A 16,485-nucleotide genomic window follows, 5' to 3' on the forward strand; every position below is an offset into this window, starting at 1 on the left:
ATACGGCGGCGTTGTAGAGAGGTTGCAGCTTGGTCATGATCTCCTCCTGTATTCTTTTTGAACCAGCGCATAATTCAGAACTGCGCCGGGCATGCGAAGTTTGCGATGGCGTCCAGTTTGAACGGGTTGAGAACTGACCCGAACTGGATGTCGAACTCAGCGACCTGACCGCTATTTTCGAACCTCGCCCTCAACAAATCTCCTGCCTGATTTTCGATTTTCGCATCGTCGAACAGGCGGAATGGCGACCAATCACCGTTTTCGGTTTTTGCCTGTTGCCAGCCACCGGGCTGAAACGCGATGCGTGACAGGTTCGCCGAGTTGCTTTCCGAAGGCCAGGTAATCGATTTTGCCTGTACCGGACCGTGGTAGTAAACCACGCGTTCGCCTTCGATTTCGAGCATGACGGCGCTCGACTCGTTGGTGAGCGAGACCGGTTTGACGTTGATGGAGACCGCAGGGACCTCGCTGCCATTCGGGAAGAAAGCCCTGAAAATCTTGTCAGCATTCTCAAACTGGGCGATTGCGTCGCTTGGCATTCCCGTCGCCCCAAATGTTCCCTTCCAGCCCCATGGCGTTGCCGTCTTATCGACGAATGGCTCCATGCGCTGTTTGAAAAACGTCTGGAATGTTCCGGTTGGCCCGAACAGGCGCGTGAAATCCGCCATGGCGACATCACGCGTCGAGGTGCGGTCGAAAGGATAACGGCCCGCAACGATGGATGAGCAGAGTGATGCCCCTTCCGCGGCCCAGAGATCGGCAATGCGGCCGCGCGCCGATTTGACCGCAAGCGAACCGACATCTGCAGCAAGCCCGGCCACCCAGACGTCAAGCGGTGCCGGAAGCTGACGGGCCTGTTGCAGCAGATCTTGGTTGGCCTTGGTCAGTTGGCTATCGACATCGAAGACGCGCGCGACCTCGTCCGAAGTGGTGGATGAGCGCGCCAGTTGTTCATGCAGAGCCTTGATGTTTGCCAGCAACTGCTCTGATGGCGAACCCGCCTGCTTGCTACCATTGCCCGAAGCACTCTCTGTCGGTTGCCCAGAGCCCGGGCCCTTGGCTGCCAGCATTTCCCGCAGGCGGGCATAGGGATCGGCGGCATCGACCGTGGCCGAGAGGATCGCGGCAGTGCTATCGCCATCTGCCGTGGAGGCAAGCGTCGTCAGGCTGTCGCCCGCATTCGGGCGAAGATCGGTGGCATCGGCAATGGATTTTGCAGCTTCGATGACGAGATTCCGGTCATTGGCCAGAATACGTGTCGTTTCCACCGCATCCCCAAGGCTTTGGGATGGCTTGATGCGGACGTCCGTCAAAACCTCGTTCCACCGTTTTTCAAAGCGGTCAAAGTAGATTTGCAGGGCGGCCTGGGCCACATTTTCGACCGTTGCGCCACGAATAGCATCATCTGACCCGCGCACCCACGCCTCCGAAAGCGCGACACGGGACGCATAAGCAACCTGCGGAATGACGACTGCGCGGTAACCGTTGGCCGTGAACAGACCTTCTATACCGTCCACCATCGGCGCCTTGCTTTCACGCTCCACCGCCCGCTCGCCCAGGGGGCCGAAGGCACCCGAGGGGCTCCATTCAGGCAGTGCACGTGCTTGCGGCAAGCCCGCCAGAATGTCATAGGCGCGGGCCCCGACTGCCTGCTGTTTGATGGTATCACGGGCCTTGGAAATCAGACGTGCATCGAGCTCGATCGGTGCCAGCAAGCCGTCGGACAGCGCCTGTGCGTGCCGGTTCAGGGCGTCTCTTGCCGCTGCTCTGCCATCACCGGGATAAAGTGAGGCGAACATATCCTGCGATTGCACTTTCAGGAAATCACGATCAAGCGTTCCCAGCCCACCCAGCATTCCGTAAAGCTTGAGGGAGTTGAACGTGCGCGTAACATCGTTTTGGTCTTGCAACTGTTTTTGCAATTGCACGATCATGCGGGGTAAAAGCAGCGCGTTGAGTGCGCGTTGATAGGCATCACGCTGGCGTCCCGCGATCTTCTCTTCCTGATCAAGCCCGAATCCGACCTTCCACACGCGGTCCGTATCGAAGCCCGCATTGACGTCGCGCAGGTTGTCGAGTGCGGGGAGAATGCGCAGGAAGTCTGCGTCAGACACGTCGCGTACATTGATGCCTTGCACCAGTTGTTGATAGGCGTTCAGCTTGCGGTCGGCTTCGGCCAGTGCCTGGGTGTTGGCGAAATAGGTCAGAATCCAGCCGGTGAAGACGATAGTGACGACGGCTGCGGATAGACCATATGCAATGCGTCGGACCAGAAGCTGCCTGCCGGAAAGGCGCTTGTCACGCATGACCAGCGCCGCTTCTGGAAAGATGACCTCCTTGAACAGGCGTGCGAGGAAATAGCTGCGGCGGGCGCGAGGTGCGGCTGTTCCGGCCTCCGGTTGCGTTCCCGATGCAAGGTAGACACCGCGCAAAAGTGGTGCCTCGATGAGCGGCGAGCTGGCGCACAGTTCGCTTAAAGCCTCGTGCAGCCGGTTCTTCAGCTTTGCCAGTTCCGCGGGGAAACGGAAGATGCGGCCACGGATTTCCGCATTCTGCTCCTGTTGAAGCCGCTCGATCAGCATCGCATCGACACGCTGCTGCAACAGCTCGAACTCTTCGAGAAAGCGCTGCGGCAGGTCCTTCGCCGCATAGCTCTCATCCAGTTTGAACGTCGTTCCCCAGACCTGATGGCGATCGGTCTTGTTGAAGCCATCGAAGAATTCGACGAATCCATCCAGAAGATCGGCCTTGGTCAGCACCACGTAGACTGGAACGCGAGCGTGGAGATATTCGTCCAGCTCCGCCATGCGCTGGCGCACGGAGCGCAGTTCCTGCCGCTGCTCTTCAGGGTCGCGGCTGAGAAGATCGGGGATGGATAGCGTGACCAGCGCGCCGTTGATGGGTTGGGACCGGCGATAACGGCGCAGCAGATTGAGAAAGCCTTCCCAACCAGCTTTTGACGAGCCGTCGAGATCGTCCTGCGTGGTGTATCGGCCAGCAGTGTCGATGAGGATCGCCTCATCCGTGAACCACCAATTGCAGTTGCGCGTGCCGCCGATGCCTTTCACGGCAGTTTCACCGAGTGCATCGCCGAGCGGAAATTGCAGCCCGGAATTCGTCAGTGCCGTGGTTTTGCCCGAACCGGGAGCGCCGAAGATGACGTACCAGGGCAGGTCGTAAATATAACCGAACCGCTTCTTGGTGATACGCCGCAGCAGCGCCAGCGCTTCCTTAAGCCGGGTCTGGATTTCCCCGACTTCGGCCTGCCGGTTGCCCAGCGCCTCCTGTTCGATGCTATCGACCAGTTCCTTGTCCTGCTTACGGGCGCGAAATAGGGTAACGGCAATGTAGATCACCCAGATCAGCAGGATGATGCCAATCGCGATCAGACGTTCCTGTGTCGTATCGAAGGGTTTGAACGCGCCGAAGCTGACGAGATAGCCGTAAAACCAGATGACGACGCACAGTGCCACGGCCCACAACAGCGAGATGAAGCGCCTGCCGATGATCGACGCGTAGCTATCGACATAGGACCGGATCGTATAAAAATAACTCAGCGGGTTCATTGCTGGGTCTCTCCTGGTTGCTGTCCGTTTGTCGTTGTGACGGCTGGCGAGAGAATGCCCGCCTCGCTGAGTTTTTCGCCAGGATTGGTCAGCACCATGATCTCGGTTCTACGGTTCTTCTCGCGGCCCTCTGCCGTATTGTTGTCGGCAATGGGGTCGCTGTCCGCACGTCCCTCGGTTAGGATTGCATCCGGGCCGGTATAGTTGGACAGGAGATCGCCAACGGCTTTTGCGCGGGCCTCGGACAGGTGCCAGTTGGACGGAAACTGGACGGTCTTGATCGGCACATTATCGGTATAGCCGATGACCACGGCACGGAACTTGTCCGCCGCAAGCGCACCGCCGATGCGCTGGATCAGATCGCGGAATTGCGGGCTGACATCCGCGCTTCCGACATTGAAGAGACCGGAGTTGTTGATACGCACGCGCAGGCGCCCGTTGACGTTGGCGAGCGTGACCAGATTGCGCTGCACCTCTGGCTGCAGAAACGCCATGAGGTTATCCAGCCTTGTCGGTTTCATCTCGACAATTTTTGGCGGCTGCTCGGGGATCACGGGCTCTTCCGGTTTCGTCACGACTTCCTGGGGTGGCTCCGGTGCTGCTGCGATCAAGACACTGGGTGTGTCCGTAGGAGGCAGCGAGGCCAGCTTTTCGAATGTTGCATCCGACGCGCTGTTCAATGTCAGCGTGAAAAACAGATAGCCGAAGGCGAAGGCAAGCGCGATCAGAGACAGCAGCGTCCACAAGGCTGCCATGGTGCGAAGCGGAGTGTGACGCGCCTCCACGCCCTGCCAGTGGGGTGACAATTCACGTTCGAAAACGCCGTACTGGCCGATCAGTGTCTTATAGAGACTGTCGCGAATGCGCGACAGCTCCAGAGCGCCCTTGGCGGAAACCCGTGTTCGCCCTTCGAAAGCCAGTGACAGGCAAAGATAGATCAGCAGCAACAGGTCTTTGTTGGTGCCGGGAGATTGGTGGAAATGGTCAAGAATATCGAAGAACCGGTCACCGCCGGTGACGTCATTATGAAATGTGGATACCAGGCCGGACCGGGCCCAGCCCTCGCGCACGCCCCACGGCTTGCTCAGGATAACGTCGTCAACGGTCGCGCACACGGCGTAATGCGCCGCCCTTGCCCGTTCGGGGCTGATGCGTGCTGACGCCAGATCCCGCTCGTATCGGGTGATCGCCTCCATGCAAGCGCGGCGAAGGTGGTCCGGGTCCGGCTGAGCATCGGAAAAACGCAGCACATGGGCAAGGTTGAGCAGCGGCGCTGCCGATTGCACCAGCGTCGGAACTTCCTCTCCACCAAAGCGAAAGTTCGCGAGAAGCGCATCTATCGGCAACGCGCTATCGCCTTGCGTCGCACGCTTGGGTGCGTCGTCGCCATCGACGATGTCATCGAGGATGGCCGCCATGTTGCGGGCGTTCTGGTTTCTGCGACGACTTTCGTCGGTGATCTCGACCACCGTTGGAAGGTCCTGCCAGGAGGAGGGCGTGTCATTGCTCATTCGCGTAATGCCCACATTTCCATCTCGAGACCGGGGAATTCACCAGCGAGATGCAGCGCAATAGCGCCGGAGGTTTCGAGCTGCTTCCAAAGAGGTGTCTTGGTATCGATTTCGAAATAGATCGTGCCCGAACGGTAGGGTAACTGACGTGGCAGTACCGGCAGCGAACGCACCGGAATGCCGGGGAGTGCCACGTTGACGAGTTCGGAAATACGCTCCACAGGCCCGACCTTGATCTGGGCCGGGAGTTTGCGTCTGATGTCTTCGGCGGACATGTCTGCCCGCACGGCCAGCACGAAACCCGCATCGCGCAGCAAGGTACGGTCGTGGATGGTGCCGACACGCACGCCGTGCCTGCGCTCCACGAGTTCGATTGCCACCGCCGCCTGTTCCAGCACAGCCGAAAGCGATGTGCGCAGATCATCGAACACCGCCGCAAAGCTCGCCTTCAAATCATCGTGGCGATAGGGCGGGAAGTCCGTGGCGCGCTTCTTGTCGGTGGTGAACGTAGCGAGTTCACCGGCAAGCTGAATGCAGTCCTCATAAAAACGGATGGGGTGAAACCGGGTGGCATTCGCCGAAAGATGTGCCAGCAGCGGGTCCGCCCTGTTGAGGATTTGCAGCAGGAAATAGTCGCCCACCTCCGCGGTTCCGCGAATAGTCGGATCGCCGATCCGCTCGGAGATTGCCTGCGCCCGGTGCCGGACAATGCCGAGCAATTCGGTAAGCAATTCGCTCAACCGCGATGAGGCCGCGCAGTTGAGAGAAGGCGGAATGAAATCAGGATCGAGAATGACGGCGCGATCCGACCGAACCTCTATGATCCGCGCCAGCCCGATCAGGTCATAGCCTGAAAGATCATCGCCCGTCTTCAGGAATTTCAGGCTGAGCCGCCCGACATCGATGGGGGCGACGAAGTCCGTGTCGACATTGGCATCCGATGCCTCGTAGGTCGTGGCGACGACACGCACGCTGTTGGTATCTGCCTTCGTGCCGCTGGACATGTCCGCCTTGCCGGGCTGCCGTGCGGGCAGCGCGAGGTAGACAATGGCATTCTTGACACCTTCATCGAGGTCGAGCGGCGGCGGCAGGTCGGAATCTTCGGGCGCTTCGAACGGCGTGCCATCCGGCAGGATGCCCCGCAGGTTGGACAAGGCGAACTGACCAATGGCGAGCGCGCTGCGGTCTATACCGATTTCCGCCACGCCCCAGGGGTAGGGCGAGAGATTGCGTGTGGTGTTGCGCACCAAACGCTCCGTCCAGCGGTCCGATTGTTGAAAATGTTGAACGCGAAGGAACATGCCCTCGCTCCATGCGACGCGGTTTTCATGCCTCATCTTGGTTGCTTACCCCCTTGATATTTGTTTGAAGCGCATCGTCGGGCGCAGCCTCGCCCTGTGCTGCGCGTTGCAAAAACTGCCGGACCGATAATTGTCGGCCCTCGTCCTCGAATTGCTGTTTGAAGGTGGACCAGTAGTCCGTTCTGGCGATGACAGACCGCCACTCCTTGCGCGCCAGCTTGTCACGCCAGTCGTTTTGCGCATCCGCTCTTGCCTCCAACAGTCTCGGCTCAAGCTTTTGCGTGCAGGTCTGGATCAAGTTTTCCAGAGAAGACGCGAGCAAACGTTGCTGGCGAATGAGCGCCTCCAGTCGCGCTCGGGCCGACGCATCGTGCGGTTCAGCACCGATGGATGCCGGATCGATATCGAGGACCGCGAGACATTCGGCGCTTTCCTTTTCCAACTGAAGCAGGAGGTCATCGACTGGGTCGCTCGCCACAGGCGCGACAGCGGCTTTCTGTTCGATGTCGTCAGGCTCTTCCGCATCCATGAAAACGGCATCGAAGTCTTCCACCGGCGGTTTTTTTGCGGGGCGGGAAACGAGCACGGGAATGTTCATGGCGTCGGTATGTTCGTGCTTGCTACTTTCAACCGGTTCTTCGTTCCAGTCATTGGGCAGCACGGCACCGACACCGGCAGTGGAGGGCGGCGCGTTCCAACCAACCTCGACATTGCGGGAAATGGACTTGGCTTTTTTACCGGTCAGGCTGGGCGCTGCGTCTGCCCAGTCATCCTGGGTCACTCCTCCGGCAATCACTCCCCGTGCGGAGCGACCATTGGGGGCGATATCCGAAAGAATGGCCGAAATCGTCATGTGCTCGTCGCTCACTCTCAACGAGCGGTCAGGATCGCCGAAATCCATTTCGGCCTCTCCGCTGATAACAACGTCGAATGTCTGCGCGCCGATGCCGATCTGTGATCCGTCGGCAAGTCGGGCGGTCTCGCCTTCTAGCAAAAGACGCCCATCCACCTGCGTACCGTTCGCGCTGCGGTCAGTAATGAAGAAGCCTTCGCGGTCGTAACTCAAGGTACAGTGCAGTTTGGAGACGCGACGTGCGTCATCGGCGATCTGCCAGTCGCAGTCCGTCGAACGACCGATGGTGCGGCTGCCTTGCTCGAAACTCCATTGTGCAGGCTTTGCGCCGCCAGAAGATGTCTTTTCTTTCAGAACAAGTTTCATCGTTCCATCCTCACGCTGAAAGTGCCGAGCCTTCGCGCTCGGTCACGATTGCGTCGGTACTGTCTTTTTGCGCTGGCGCCAGTCGCGCCCAGCTGTTCCAGCCCAGCCGTGCCGGTGCTTCTGTTGCGCCGAGCTGGCAGAAGGGAATGTCCTCTTTTCTCAGGATCACCTGAACGTCGAAGTCGAAACCGCTGCCAGCGAAGAGCCGCGCAACGGCGAAAATTTCCGCAAGACGCTTCGAGCCCGGCGTCAGCGCCAGATAATCCGCATAACCGACGGGGCCTATGACGATGCGGAAGCTGCCGCTGAAATCCTCGATTGCGCTTCCGGCGGTGACATTCTGTCCCAACCGCAAGCCTCCGCCTTGGCCAAACTGGCTCTGTTCATGCACCGGCAACGGCACCCATCGCCTGCGGAACTGCTCGACCTCGACATCGAGACCGGTGAATTCACACAGCATCGACGTCAACGCCGTGGCGTTGCGGTTGCGATTGGCGAGCAGACCGCTGAAGCGCAAAAGCACGTCCTGTTTGACGCCGACTTTTTCGCTCAGGCCAGCGGTGCCGAAGCCCGTGAGCGACAGCAGCGTCTTGCGGAAGGCGTTATCCTGGTGGTTGCGTGCCCAGCGCAAACCCCGTGCCAGCCGGTATTTCTCGGTGGCTGAAACGAACAGCTCGCTAAACCGGGCTGCAAAGAGATTAAAGAAACTCGTCAGCGCCTTCGAGCGATTGCGCTCTTCCCGCTGCTGCAATTCCGAATAACTCGGCGGCAAGGAACCGAGTGGTCCGATAATGGGAGCGAAGGCCGACCGCAGCTCCGCCTTGCCGTTCTTGCTGCGGAAGCCGCCAATGACGACGGGTGTCGGGCGTGCGCCATTGTGGGAGCCAACCGTCAGTTCGTCTTCGAGAGCAAGGTGCTGGGCTACGCGAAACGCGGTTGCCGGGTCGAAGCTGCCCGGATCGCTTGCCAGCCGCGCCGTCTGTTTTTCTCTGATGTCGTTTGCCGCTTGCTGCATCGCGAACTCCTAAAGCAATGGACGGTCTGCCGCGCGGGCAGGCCACCTGGCCAAGGGTTCGGATTGCCCGCGCATGGTCACGGTCAGGCGGGTGAAGCTGTTGATCGACGTGTAGAGGCCGAAGAAGTGATTGAGAACGTTCGAAAACACGAAGGCTGCGGCTCTGTCGATCAGCGCCGGGTCGAATTCCAGCGTGATATCTGTGCCCGGCACCATGGCAGAGCCGATCCGGGCATGGGAATTGCGAGCTTCCACAGAGGTGATGGCTTCGAGGAGCTGCCGCGTTTCCGGCGTGTCCCTGAATGCATAAAGCGACAGAATGTCCTTCAACGGCGCACCGCCATTATCGAACAGCGACAGGTGGTTCAAAAGCAGATGCGACACCAGCCGCCACTCGCGCGCCGACCGCTCGTTCATCCGCACAGCCGATGTGGGCGGCATGAGCGCGTGCACGGAGTTGACGGCCTCGTTGCCGGCGGACAGTTGCAGGAACGGATGGCCGCCGCCAAACGGCAACTGGCTGGGCAGTTCGCGGTTGATGCAAAGTGTGTCGACGCTTGCGACCACATCCAGTGGCCCCAGGGGTCCGCGTTGCGCATCTACGAATGCTATGTCGGTATCGGATGAGCCATCGTCATCATCGAAGCGGCGGTAGGTTTGCCAGAAGACGTTGGAGCCGTTGCTTCTCTGCGTGCGCCCAAAGAAGGGCGAGGTCTTTTCGATCTGGCCGGAACGGCTGGTCAGTTCGACCTTTTCAACGCCGTAGATTTCACGGGTCCGCTGGCGTCTCGCATCCGGCAGAAGACGATATTCCGTTCGCGTGCCATCGAGGCTCAACGGCTCGCAGCTTTGTTGGAAGAGATTGATGACGGGCGATGCGTTCAGCACGAAATCCTTGGCCGAGACCATACGCTCAAGCCGGGTTTCAGCGGCATCGAGATAGATATAAAGCTCGCAATCACCACCATTCCAGCGGTCCAGTCCATCGATATCGAGGAACAGGAACTTCTGTGGCAGCGCGAAAAATTCCGTCAACAGCCGGTAGCCATCGAAGCTGTTGGCGGGATAAGGCAGCATGGCCTGATCACGGGAGAAGCCCGAGGGTTTGAGGTTGGCGGCTGGTAGAAACACCGCGTTTCGGTCCTCCGAATGCTGGGCGAGAGCCAAGCCAACGCAATGGTTGGCCAGCAATTCGTACAGCGCTGTTGCCTGCTGCCATGCAGAGGAAATGAATATCTGTAGCGATTTCAGCCCGATTTCATTGAATGTCGACGGACGCGGCGAGGTGGTGCGCAGCGACAGTTTCAGACAACTAGCCGCACCGGCGGATATTGCCGAGAACGGCGCATCGATAGGTTGGCTGGCCAGTGTTGCTGCGGCAATCTCCAGCGGAACGATGGTCACATCCTGAGCCGTGCGGAACCTGCAACTTTCGCCGCCGATTGGCTCCGACAATATCTCGCTGTGGCGCGGCAGGGTCTGCGCAGTCGTCAATGCGGGGCTCGGCGCAAAATGCGCGACGCTCATGGATGGAAGCGGTGCCAGATAATGGGGGTAAAGCGTCTCCAACAGGCTGTCGGAAAGTTCAGGAAACTCGTCGTCCAGCTTCTGGCGAACGCGCGCGGCGGAATAGGCAAAGCTCTGGATCAGTCGTTCGACATGCGGGTCATCAGCTACGTCTCCCGTCATGCGCAGGCGGCCCGCGATTTTGGGAAAAGCGGCGGCGAAGCGGGAGGCGCGTTTTCTCAGCGCAAACAACTCGTCATTGTATTTTTCCAGAAAACCGTCAGCCATTGGCTGTCTCCACCAGAAAACGTTGCGTGGAAGGGTCGATCTTGGATTCGAAGCTGATCGGCGGCATGCCCTCGTGCAGGCGGAATGTAGCCTGAATGCGCATCCGCAACGCCCGGTCGCCATCGTTGCGGTTCTTCATGATGGTTACGCGTACGTCCGACAGCCGCGTTTCGAACATGGAGATGCGCCGCTCTATGGTGTTGGCAAGCTTGGCTTTCGAAGCATCCGTCACCAGATTTGCAGACAGAATACCATCGACGCCGTAGCTAACGAGTGCATCCGACAGTTCCTTGAAATCAGCAGGCGGACCAGCGGGATTACGTCTCGTATTCAGCAGGGATTCCAGATCGCGTCGGATGACCTCGCGCATCTCCCTAACCTGATCCGACAAGCTTGCAGGCGGATCGTTTTCCATATCGGGCGCATCGTCCAGCAAACGGTCGAGCACCGAGCGGGCCAGCGTTCTTTGTTTCGGGCGATAGTGCTCGAGCGGATCAACCACGCGCTGTCTGCCTTTCCCTGGCTTCGGTCGGGGCCGAAAGGCTCGAGATTTCGTGGAAGGGCACCAGATCATCGCCGATCAACACGCAGCGCTGGCCACGACCTGTCACCAACGGGCCATCGTCCTCGCTCCATTCCGTCTCGCGACCAAGCAGCAGCGTCGGCCTGCTGTCGCCGCTGTGATAGAGGGCTGGCAGTAGGACAGAGGCAACGGAACCGTCCAGCAGTGTGATGTCAGCCTGCCGGAACGCCAGATCCCGCGGACGCGTCATTGGCTCAATGACGACAGTGTCGATGCGGTTGAAGTCGATCCAGAGATACTTGCCGCCATTGGTCAGCACCTCGAGTGCATGCGGAATACGGTCGTCAAGATCGCGGATGTCGCCTGCCGCCCCGTCGTTCAGAACGAGTTGCACCTCGCCGCGTTTTTCATCCAGTTCCAGCAGCGCCTTTGTTGCCTCGGCATCGTTGCCTTCGCGTGTGGCGACATTGGCTTTTATGGCCAGTTGGTCGAGTTCGGAAGGGCCATGGATGAAGTCCGGCAATGCACCGGTCTCAAACCATGCAACGCGCGCGGCCATCGCGCGAAGATGGTTGCGAAACAGCGAGAAACCGACCGCGTCCTGCGGGGCGAATGTCGAAGCCAGATTGCACTGTGCATCGGCCTTTTCGTAGTCACCGGCAAGGATCAACAGATCGATGTAAAGATAGCGTGCTGTTTTATCGGACGGTGTCGCCTTGACCTGTTCGCGGGATTTCGCGATGGCTTCATCTAGCTGGTTATCGTCGAGCAGGCGGGAAATATCGTCGCGCAATGTCATGCGGGTATCCTTTGTGGCTCTGCCGACGAACGCGCAATGGAGGCTGCGGACGTGTTTGTTTCGGCGATGAGGTGGAAACTGGTGGAGACGTCATCCAGCTGGAAATGCGGCTGGAGACGCACTGTGCAGGAAAAACTGCCCGGCTTTCCGGGAATTTCAAAAACCTTGATGCCGGCTGACCGCAGTGGGTAACGCGTGCGAAGGGCAGCCTCCGCATCGTCGTTGCCCAGCGTGTAGGACGAAAGCCAGTTTTCCAGCTTGCGCTCGATGGTGATGGCGTCGCTGAGCTGGCCGATATCATCGCGCATGATGACTTTGAGATAATGCGAGAAACGCGAGGCACACAGCACATATTGCAGCATGGCAGCCAGTCGGGCATTCTGCCGCGCGCTTTCCTTGGAATAATGCCCGGGAGCGTGCAGCGACTGGTTGGCGTTGAAAATCGCCATGCTGGAGAGATATGTCGTGGAAACCGGGACGATGCCGAGATCGGAAAACTGCTGTTCCTGACCCATGGTCAGCTGCATTTCGACCGGCGGCTGCGCTGAAAGACCATTGCTTTCGATGCCAAGATCGAGCGGCGGCAATTGCGAAGGCGACAGCATGCCCCCGTCCACCTCATCCTGCGTCACGCCACGAATATCTGCAAACCAGCCGCTATCGGTGAAATTGCGAATGACGACAGAGGCGAAGGCGAAAGCCGCATTGCCCCACAGCAGTGACTGCCCGTCTTCCGATACGTGTTCGCGAAAGGGAAACGGATCTTCGCGGCGGCGCGAGTACGGCTTGTGCGGAGAGCGCAGCAGAATACGCGGCGCAACAAGCCCGACGAAACGGCTGTCATCACGCGCGCGCAGCGCGTTCCAGCGCAGGCGGCTTTTCTCCTGCTTCAGCCAGGAGAAATCCTGAACGCGGCTCAGCTCGGAAAAGTCTTCCAGCCCAACCGTTGCAGGCGCCGCTGCCGCGATGAACGGGCAGAATGCGGCAGCGGCCACCATCCCGATTTGCGCCAGCGCGGTGATGGAATCGATGCCTTCGAAGTCATCTGGAGAGAAGGTGTAGTCACCCACCAGAAGCCCGACGGGTTCGCCACCAGGCATGCCGAATTCACGGTTGTAGATGATTTCGAACAGATGGCTTTGGTCGAAATCCGTCGCCCGCTCCATGCTGCGGGCCAATTCGCGCCAGCTTGCGTTCAGCAGCTTGACCTTCACCTCAGGGCAGCGGCTGGCTTCGCGCACCACCATGGCAAGCCCCCGCCATCTTGCTTCCATCGCCTGAAACGCGGCGTGGTGCAAAATGGCGTTTACCTGACCGTTCAGCGCGTCGTCTATCAACGCGATGAGCTGGTCGGCCTGACTGCGTATGTCCGAAACGGACCTGGGCGTCATGAATGGGCTCCGGGCGGAAATGAAAGGCGAGGGGCATGTCTGCCCCTTGCTCTGTTCAGTTCTTGGTTGGAATGCGGGCGACCATGCGAAGCGAAGTCGTCAACTCTTCCATCTGCAACCAAGGACGCATCCAGGCGACGGCGTTGTAGGCGCCTGGCTTGCCGGGAATTTCCTGAACAGTCACTTTCGCGTCGCGTAGCGGATACTTGGCGCGGGATTCCTCGCCAGCCACATCGTTGGCGTTGACGTAGTTGGATATCCAGCGGTTCAGCCAGACTTCGCAGTCAGACGCTTCCATGAAGGAGCCGATCTTGTCGCGGCCCATGACCTTGAGGTAATGCGCAAAGCGCGAGGTCGCCATCATGTAAGGCAGGCGGGCAGACACGGCGGCGTTGGCCGTTGCCTCTGGTCTGTCGTAAAGCTTCGGCTTGTGGGCCGTCTGCGCGCCGAAGAACACGGCGTAATCGGTGTTTTTGTAGTGGCAGAGCGGCAGGAAGCCCAGCTTGCCCAGTTCTGCATCGCGACGGTCGGTAATACCGACTTCGGTCGGGCATTTCAGATCGAGGTCGCCGTCATCGCTGGAGAAGACATGCATGGGAAGGTTTTCCACCTTACCGCCGTTCTCCGCACCGCGAATGGCCGTGCACCAGCCATGCTTTGCAAAGGCGTCGGTCAGCTTAGTGCCCATGACATAGGCCGCGTTCATCCAGCAATATTCATCATGCTGCAAATCGCCATTGGCCGAGCCTCGGGTCTCGTCATAGCCGAATTCGTCGATAGGGCTGGTCTTCGGGCCGTACGGCATGCGGGCGAGCACGCGGGGCAGTGCCAGCGTTACGAAGCGTGAATCGTCGCTTTCGCGGAAGCTGCGCCATTTGGCATATTCCACCGTGTCGAAAATCTTCTCAAGATCACGTGGTCGCGCCAGATCGCGGTAGTCCTCGAAGCCGAACATGTGCGGGCTTGCTGCCGAGATGAAGGGTGCGAATGCTGCGGCAGCGATGGAGGACACACCCTGCAGAAGCTGGACGTCATCAAAGGAATTGTCGAACTCGTAGTCACCGATGATGGCGCCCATGGGCTCTCCGCCGGGGGTGCCGAACTCATCTTCGTAGATCGATTTGAACAGACGCGACTGGTCGAATTCCACGGCCTTTTCGAGATCGCGGCCAACATCACGCTTGGACGCGTTGAGAACGCGGATCTTGAGGTTGACGCTGGTTTCGGAATTCTTGACGAGATAGTTGAGGCCCCGCCAAGTGCCTTCCAGCTTTGCGAACTCCGGTGCCTGCATGATCGCTGCAAGCTGCGCGGAAATCGCACGGTCTATCTCGGCGATAGCGTGGTTGAGTGTGACAGTCAGGTTGCGATCGTACTTAACGGTGCCTTTCAGCGCCTGATCGGTCAATGTGCGCAACAGGTTCTGCGCGCGGTCCGGTTCGGTCTGACGGGTTGCGGCTACCACCTTGGACAACAGGCCGGTCTCTTCGGCGGTTGTTGCCTGTGCATCGGGTTTTAGCAGGCTTTCAGCGCTCATGGTTCAATCCTTCCAAATGCGGCTCTTGTCTGGCCGCGAGAACAGATGAAGCCCCGGTGTCGGGGCGTCTCAACGAAGCAGTCCTCAATGGGCGAGGTCAGTTGCCTGCACTGTTTTTCTCTTTCAGTTCGGATACGAGCTTTCCGAGGTCGGTCTTGTTCTGAAGAATGTCTTCCAGAAGACGCTCCAGATCTTCGGAGCGGTCGGCCTTGGACAGCAGATCGCGAAGTTCGTTGCGTGCATCCAGAAGTGCCTTTAGCGCCGGAACCTGCTCCACAACGGAGGCTGGCAGGAAATCGTCCATGCTTTCAAACTTCAAATTGACCTGAATGGCGGTGCCGTCATTCTGCAGCGTGTTCGGAACGGCGATGTTGAGGCCCGGTGTCATGCGGCGCATCACCTCATCGAAATTGTCACGGTCGACCTGAACGAACTTGCGTTCGCCGAAAGGCTTGAGCGGCTGCGTTGGATTGCCAGAAAAATCGCCGAGAACGCCGACGACGAACGGCAGTTCTTTCACTACCATCGCGCCTTCTGTTTCGACTTCGTATTTGATGTGAACGCGAGGCTTGCGGACGCGCTCCAGCTTTTCGTGTACACTTGGCATTCAAACCTCCTTGGTGCCCTCCGGGCACGACTGACTTTTGAGGAAGCGCCAGGCTCCCCCTGGTTTCACTATTTTCCGTTGGTCTCGCTTTCGGGCTTTATCCCCGCTGCCGTCAAAACAGCGTGGCGTGCCTGCGCCTCGGGTAAAAGCTCTGCGAGCAGTTCTGAAAAATCCATGCGCCCCCTGCGAACCAATGTTTCAATAGCCAGCGATATCGGAGAATGCGGCTCCGTCCGGCGGAAGTAACGCGCAACTTGAAGAAGAGTTTCAAAAGCTTCGTCACGTGAAGCGATTTCTTCTGGCGCTGAAGGTGATTTTTTTTGAACCTCGGGCTGTGTTTCGTGAGTATTGCTGTCCGTTATCCGTGTATTCGGTGTTTGCGCGGGTTGGCTGTCATCCCTTCCACCCAGCGCGCGGATGGCCGCCGCAGCCTCGATCAGCGTGTTTCTGATGTTGGAACTGGCAGGTGCATTGTGGCCGCAACGCTCCGTCAGAATGGCGGTGATGGAGTCGAATGTCGAAAGACATGCGTTCACGTCTGCCAGATGCGAAGACATGGCCGCAATGCCAGCTTCGGAGGCAGCGCTATACAGTTCTTCCTTGCGTTTGCTCTCGCCGGACCGCTGCGCGAGCTGAAAATCCCAAAGCGTGTGCTCACCAAATTTGCCTTCGGGAATCAGCGAACTCAGGCGAAGGGGCTGGATAAGCGTCCCCTCGCTGCCAATACCGTTCAATCCAGCGAAAGGTGCGAATTTTTCCTCGTCATCATCGTCGCTGATGGAACGCAGAGAATCCCAATGGTTGCAAAATATATCATATGTAACCCGGTAAACCTCTCGCAGGCCGCGAAAGCCTTTCAACCGGAGTTCTGCTTCCGCCAGCCACGCCAATATTTCAACGTCTCGACTTTCAGAATATATAATATGCAATCCGAGATTGCTGACTTCTGCCCAGTTGCTGGAAACCCTTAGAACTTCCTGTGGCGAAACTGTGCGCTCTTCTGCCCTTGCTTGGTTTCTTTCATCCTTAATTCTATAGTATATTTCACGAGTTCTTGCATTGCTTCGAATATTTTCTCCGCAATCACTCGTGTGTTCTATAACTTGGACCGGCTCTTGCGCACTCAATGTCAGTTTATCCCTCATTAAGTATGATAGATATGTGTCTGTTACTTCCGTTACGTAAGGTTATTCACTAAACAGACTTATGGAAAACAAGGCAA

12 protein-coding genes are annotated in these 16,485 nt (G+C 58.6%); all 12 read right to left on the bottom strand.

What is annotated here, in order from left to right; translation table 11 throughout:
• Positions 1-74: 74 nt before the first annotated feature.
• Positions 75-3,566, bottom strand: a complete 3,492-nt coding sequence (gene tssM / locus QRN55_RS23280; RefSeq protein WP_284778466.1) for a type VI secretion system membrane subunit TssM — start codon at positions 3,564-3,566, stop codon at positions 75-77.
• Positions 3,563-5,077 (bottom strand): type VI secretion system protein TssL, long form, encoded by a 1,515-nt coding sequence (gene tssL, locus QRN55_RS23285; protein ID WP_284778467.1) that lies wholly within the window; start codon positions 5,075-5,077, stop codon positions 3,563-3,565. The genes tssM and tssL overlap by 4 nt, the downstream gene beginning before the upstream one ends.
• Entirely contained in the window at positions 5,074-6,414 is a 1,341-nt protein-coding gene (gene tssK, locus QRN55_RS23290) for a type VI secretion system baseplate subunit TssK (RefSeq protein WP_111841471.1), read from the bottom strand. Before tssK ends, tssL begins: the two co-directional genes overlap by 4 nt.
• Positions 6,404-7,597, bottom strand: coding sequence for an FHA domain-containing protein (locus QRN55_RS23295; RefSeq protein WP_284778468.1), 1,194 nt, complete (start codon positions 7,595-7,597; stop codon positions 6,404-6,406). The genes tssK and QRN55_RS23295 overlap by 11 nt, the downstream gene beginning before the upstream one ends.
• A gap of 10 nt (positions 7,598-7,607) precedes the next feature.
• Positions 7,608-8,612: a type VI secretion system baseplate subunit TssG gene (tssG, locus tag QRN55_RS23300; protein ID WP_284778469.1), complete on the bottom strand. Its 1,005-nt coding sequence runs from the start codon at positions 8,610-8,612 to the stop codon at positions 7,608-7,610.
• Positions 8,613-8,621: 9 nt separating this feature from the next.
• The gene (tssF, locus tag QRN55_RS23305) at positions 8,622-10,406 is read right to left on the bottom strand and encodes a type VI secretion system baseplate subunit TssF (RefSeq protein WP_284778470.1); all 1,785 of its coding nucleotides are present in this window, start codon (positions 10,404-10,406) and stop codon (positions 8,622-8,624) included.
• Positions 10,399-10,908 carry a type VI secretion system baseplate subunit TssE gene (tssE, locus tag QRN55_RS23310; protein WP_111841467.1) on the bottom strand — a complete coding sequence of 170 codons (510 nt, stop codon included), beginning with the start codon at positions 10,906-10,908 and terminating at the stop codon, positions 10,399-10,401. The genes tssF and tssE overlap by 8 nt, the downstream gene beginning before the upstream one ends.
• Positions 10,901-11,728 carry a type VI secretion system accessory protein TagJ gene (locus QRN55_RS23315; RefSeq protein ID WP_284778471.1) on the bottom strand — a complete coding sequence of 276 codons (828 nt, stop codon included), beginning with the start codon at positions 11,726-11,728 and terminating at the stop codon, positions 10,901-10,903. The genes tssE and QRN55_RS23315 overlap by 8 nt, the downstream gene beginning before the upstream one ends.
• The gene (gene tssC / locus QRN55_RS23320) at positions 11,725-13,119 is read right to left on the bottom strand and encodes a type VI secretion system contractile sheath large subunit (RefSeq protein ID WP_112501569.1); all 1,395 of its coding nucleotides are present in this window, start codon (positions 13,117-13,119) and stop codon (positions 11,725-11,727) included. The genes QRN55_RS23315 and tssC (QRN55_RS23320) overlap by 4 nt, the downstream gene beginning before the upstream one ends.
• A gap of 55 nt (positions 13,120-13,174) precedes the next feature.
• On the bottom strand, positions 13,175-14,656 hold the full coding sequence (tssC, locus tag QRN55_RS23325) for a type VI secretion system contractile sheath large subunit (protein ID WP_111841464.1): 1,482 nt from the start codon (positions 14,654-14,656) through the stop codon (positions 13,175-13,177).
• A gap of 97 nt (positions 14,657-14,753) precedes the next feature.
• On the bottom strand, positions 14,754-15,263 hold the full coding sequence (gene tssB, locus QRN55_RS23330; protein WP_284778472.1) for a type VI secretion system contractile sheath small subunit: 510 nt from the start codon (positions 15,261-15,263) through the stop codon (positions 14,754-14,756).
• 68 nt (positions 15,264-15,331) lie between these two features.
• Entirely contained in the window at positions 15,332-16,390 is a 1,059-nt protein-coding gene (gene tssA / locus QRN55_RS23335; RefSeq protein ID WP_284778473.1) for a type VI secretion system protein TssA, read from the bottom strand.
• Positions 16,391-16,485: the final 95 nt, after the last annotated feature.

The sequence above is a fragment of the Agrobacterium sp. lyk4-40-TYG-31 genome, from assembly GCF_030209855.1.
In the GTDB taxonomy this organism is placed as follows: Bacteria; Pseudomonadota; Alphaproteobacteria; order Rhizobiales; family Rhizobiaceae; genus Agrobacterium; species Agrobacterium vaccinii.